4 protein-coding genes and 2 pseudogenes are annotated in these 3,598 nt (G+C 54.0%); 3 read left to right on the top strand and 3 right to left on the bottom strand.

Annotation, left to right across the window (positions count from 1 at the left end; all coding sequences use genetic code 11):
- Positions 1-225: 225 nt before the first annotated feature.
- From ACLH1I_RS26425 to ACLH1I_RS26415, 3 genes and pseudogenes are all read right to left on the bottom strand, one after another.
- Complete coding sequence (locus ACLH1I_RS26425; protein WP_011251286.1) at positions 226-645, bottom strand: type II toxin-antitoxin system HigA family antitoxin; 420 nt, start codon at positions 643-645, stop codon at positions 226-228.
- Positions 642-953, bottom strand: a complete 312-nt coding sequence (locus ACLH1I_RS26420) for a type II toxin-antitoxin system HigB family toxin (RefSeq protein ID WP_110222749.1) — start codon at positions 951-953, stop codon at positions 642-644. The genes ACLH1I_RS26425 and ACLH1I_RS26420 overlap by 4 nt, the downstream gene beginning before the upstream one ends.
- A gap of 204 nt (positions 954-1,157) precedes the next feature.
- A pseudogene (locus ACLH1I_RS26415) lies at positions 1,158-1,598 on the bottom strand (DDE-type integrase/transposase/recombinase); the annotation flags it as partial.
- A 110-nt stretch (positions 1,599-1,708) separates the two neighbouring features.
- Here ACLH1I_RS26415 and ACLH1I_RS26410 point away from each other — a divergent pair.
- The 3 genes and pseudogenes from ACLH1I_RS26410 to tnpC all read left to right on the top strand — a co-directional run.
- Positions 1,709-2,047: a transposase gene (locus tag ACLH1I_RS26410; protein ID WP_023288266.1), complete on the top strand. Its 339-nt coding sequence runs from the start codon at positions 1,709-1,711 to the stop codon at positions 2,045-2,047.
- Positions 2,044-2,391, top strand: coding sequence for an IS66 family insertion sequence element accessory protein TnpB (tnpB, locus tag ACLH1I_RS26405; protein ID WP_004114612.1), 348 nt, complete (start codon positions 2,044-2,046; stop codon positions 2,389-2,391). Before ACLH1I_RS26410 ends, tnpB begins: the two co-directional genes overlap by 4 nt.
- A gap of 48 nt (positions 2,392-2,439) precedes the next feature.
- Positions 2,440-3,489 (top strand): annotated as a pseudogene (gene tnpC, locus ACLH1I_RS26400) (IS66 family transposase); the annotation flags it as partial.
- Positions 3,490-3,598 lie beyond the last annotated feature (109 nt).

Here is a 3,598-nt window from a genome sequence, read left to right as displayed (position 1 = left end):
CGATTCCAATAGTTTTAACGTTCATGATAGCAGCGCTCCGTTCAATGAGTGACGATTTATCGTCCCACTGTGGCACAAGAGATGGGAGGCGACCATTCCATTAACAAAGCCACTAAGAGCCTCTTCATTCCCTGGCTTTACTACTTCGTCTGACATGGAAGCTTCCTTACAAATGAAATTAATCATAACTAAATCACCATCAGGTGATTTAGTTATATCTTTCGGTTATAGGAACCACTCAGGTTTTACACCGAAGCGCGCGGAAAGAGCTTTTATGTGAGTGATGGTCAAAGAGCGCTGCCCTGACAGGATTTGGCTGACCAATGATTTAGATCCGATCTCATCCTTAAGGTCTGAATAAGACAGCTTGTGCTGGTCAATCAGGGTTCGCAGAAGTGCAACGCCGACTGGTATTTCAGCAATAGCTTTGTTGAACTCAGCGAAACGAGGGCTGTTATCTTCATAGTCGGCAATCTTACTCGCCAGGAAGTCAATAAGTGGGTTCTCGTCGTCGTTCTCGATCAGATAATCCACCAGCTCCATCGCTTCGCGGTAATCGCTCTCGGAAGAACTGCCCCCTAGGAAGGGGACGGCAGCTACGAGTTGTTTGGTTGCTTCAATGGCTTTTGCAGTGTCGGTAATCATTCTTTGTTCTCCCTGTAATAGCGGGTCAACTTGTCGTAATCAGCGTGGGTTGCGATGTGCTTCACGTAGAAGCGCTTATTTACGAAATTGATATAGGCGATAACCCTCAAGTTGTTGCCCCCTACATCCAAAACCCACCACTTATTCCTGTACTTAAAATTATCCGGGCTCGGTATCAGAGTTAGCATCTCAGCTGGAGAAGAGAAGTCCGTCTCGCGCACTAAGCGGTACAACGCCCGAATGGCTAACGAATCGTTGGGATATCGCTTTGCCGCTTCCTCAAAAGGCTCTTTTGAAATTACGTGCATCTTGCGGTCGTTCCATCCGTTTACATTATGTGAACATTATAGCATCGCTCTTTGCCGTTTACAATATGTGAACGTTACCTTTGCATTTCACAACCTCGCCAAAATCCCCACTTAACCTGAATAGAGTGGACCTTAAGGGCATATGGGCCGTTTTGATGCGTGGCTAACCGACGAGTTAAGCCAAAAGCAGGAGGTGACCTGCTCCCCGTTGCTTTCCGGGCTACGTACCGCCGTATGTTTAGGCTCCAGTCCTACCATTCTGGCGAACTGACGCGTCTGATAAGAACGGTAGGCTGAACCGTTGTCTGTCAGCCACTCAACGGGGGATGTCGGCAGCCTGTTACCGAAGCGACGCTCCACGGCACCCAGCATGACGTCCTGCACGGTTTCACTGTCATATCCACCGTTACTGGCCGCCCAGTAAAATGCCTCGCGATCGCAACAGTCCAGAGCGAACGTGACCCGCAGTTTTTCACCGTTATCACAGCTGAACTCGAAGCCGTCAGAGCACCACCGCTGGTTACTTTCTCCAACGGCCACTTTCCCTGTATGCGCCCGCTTCGATGGCGGTATTTCCGGTTTACGCTCAAGCAGCAGCGCATTCTGACGCATGATGCGGTATACGCGTTTGGCATTGATCACCGCCATGTCGTCAGTTTCTGAGTAAGCGTACAGCGTGAACCGTCTGGTCATAATCTGAAGCATCCGACAAAGTGGTGTCCACCAAATAAGTAGTGGGAACCAAAGTGTCAGATATGCAGAAAAATATGACTCCCGGCAGGCGTAAAGGCTGCCCTAATTATTCTCCTGAGTTTAACATCTCAAAACTGGCGCTTGAAAATGGCATTAATGCCAATCTGCTCTTTAAATGGCGCCAGCAGTGGCGCGAGGGAAAGCTGCTATTACCTTCCTCTGAGAGTCCTCAGTTACTTCCTGTGACTCTCGATGCCACCGCCGTACAACCAGAACCGCCCGCTGAGGACTCAGAGCTCAGCATCAGCTGTGAGGTAACGTTCCGGCACGGGACACTCCGCCTCAACGGCACTGTCAGCGAAAAGCTTCTGACTCTGCTGATACAGGAACTGAAGCGATGATCCCGCTACCAACAGGCACCAAAATCTGGCTGGTTGCCGGTATTACCGATATGAGAAACGGCTTCAACGGGCTGGCTGCAAAAGTGCAGACGGCGCTGAAAGACGAACCGATGTCCGGCCATGTCTTCATCTTCCGGGGCCGCAGCGGCAGTCAGGTTAAACTTCTGTGGTCCACCGGCGACGGGCTGTGCCTGCTGACCAAACGGCTGGAGCGCGGGCGCTTCGCCTGGCCGTCAGCTCGCGATGGCAAAGTGTTCCTCACACCGGCACAGCTGGCGATGCTCCTTGAAGGTATCGACTGGCGGCAGCCTAAAAGACTGCTTACGTCACTGACTATGTTGTAGGCCTCTTTATCCTGGTCGACGCTGAATGAGCCTGGTAATATATCCGGTATGAACAGCTCACGTCCTGACGATATCGATGAACTGAAACGTCTCCTTGCCGAACAGGAGGCGCTGAATCGTGCCCTTCTGGAAAAGCTGAACGAGCGTGAACGCGAAATAGATCACCTGCAGGCGCAACTGGATAAGCTGCGCCGGATGAACTTCGGCAGCCGCTCCGAAAAAGTCTCCCGCCGTATCGCGCAGATGGAAGCCGACCTTAAGCAGTTGCAGAAAGAAAGCGATACCCTTACCGGCCGGGTGGATGACCCGGCCGTGCAGCGCCCGCTGCGGCAGACCCGTACCCGCAAACCGTTCCCTGAATCACTTCCCCGTGACGAAAAACGGCTGCTGCCGGCAGCGTCATGCTGCCCGGAATGTGGTGGTGCGCTGAGTTACCTGGGTGAAGATGCCGCCGAACAGCTGGAGCTGATGCGCAGCGCCTTCCGGGTTATCCGGACAGTACGTGAAAAGCATGCCTGTATTCAGTGCGATGCCATCGTGCAGGCCCCCGCGCCTTCACGGCCCATCGAGCGGGGTATCGCAGGACCGGGGCTGCTGGCCCGCGTGCTGAGTTCAAAGTATGCAGAGCACACCCCGCTGTACCGCCAGTCTGAAATATACGGCCGCCAGGGTGTGGAGCTGAGCCGTTCACTGCTGTCGGGCTGGGTGGATGCATGCTGCCGGCTGCCGTCCCCGCTGGAGGAGGCGCTTCAGGACTATGTCCTGACTGACGGTAAACTCCATGCCGATGATACCCCGGTCCAGGTGCTGTTGCCGGGCAATAAGAAGACGAAGACCGGGCGGTTGTGGACGTATGTTCGTGATGACCGCAACGCCGGGTCAGCGCTGGCACCGGCGGTGTGGTTCGCCTACAGCCCCGACAGAAAAGGCATCCATCCGCAGACCCATCTTGCGGGGTTCAGCGGTGTGCTACAGGCGGATGCGTACGCCGGGTTCAACGAGCTGTACCGCGATGGCCGGATAACGGAAGCCGCCTGCTGGGCTCACGCCCGCCGTAAAATCCACGATGTGCACGTTCGCACGCCGTCAGCCCTGACGGGGCTTTGTTAATGGAATGGTCGCCTCCCATCTCTTGTGCCACAGTGGGACGATAAATCGTCACTCATTGAACGGAGCGCTGCTATCATGAACGTTAAAACTATTGGAA

It is taken from the genome of Klebsiella sp. 1SOBk10mer (assembly GCF_046602535.1).
Taxonomy (GTDB): domain Bacteria; phylum Pseudomonadota; class Gammaproteobacteria; order Enterobacterales; family Enterobacteriaceae; genus Klebsiella; species Klebsiella quasipneumoniae.
Note: the sequence above shows the minus strand (reverse complement) of the source record. Positions and strands in the feature narration are given on the sequence as shown.

Bases quoted from the DNA above. Each gene is read 5' to 3' on its own strand.
- ACLH1I_RS26410 (WP_023288266.1), top strand. From the start codon at position 1,709: ATGCAGAAAAATATGACTCCCGGCAGGCGTAAAGGCTGCCCTAATTAT.
- tnpB (WP_004114612.1), top strand. From the start codon at position 2,044: ATGATCCCGCTACCAACAGGCACCAAAATCTGGCTGGTTGCCGGTATT.
- ACLH1I_RS26420 (WP_110222749.1), bottom strand. From the start codon at position 953: ATGCACGTAATTTCAAAAGAGCCTTTTGAGGAAGCGGCAAAGCGATAT.
- ACLH1I_RS26425 (WP_011251286.1), bottom strand. From the start codon at position 645: ATGATTACCGACACTGCAAAAGCCATTGAAGCAACCAAACAACTCGTA.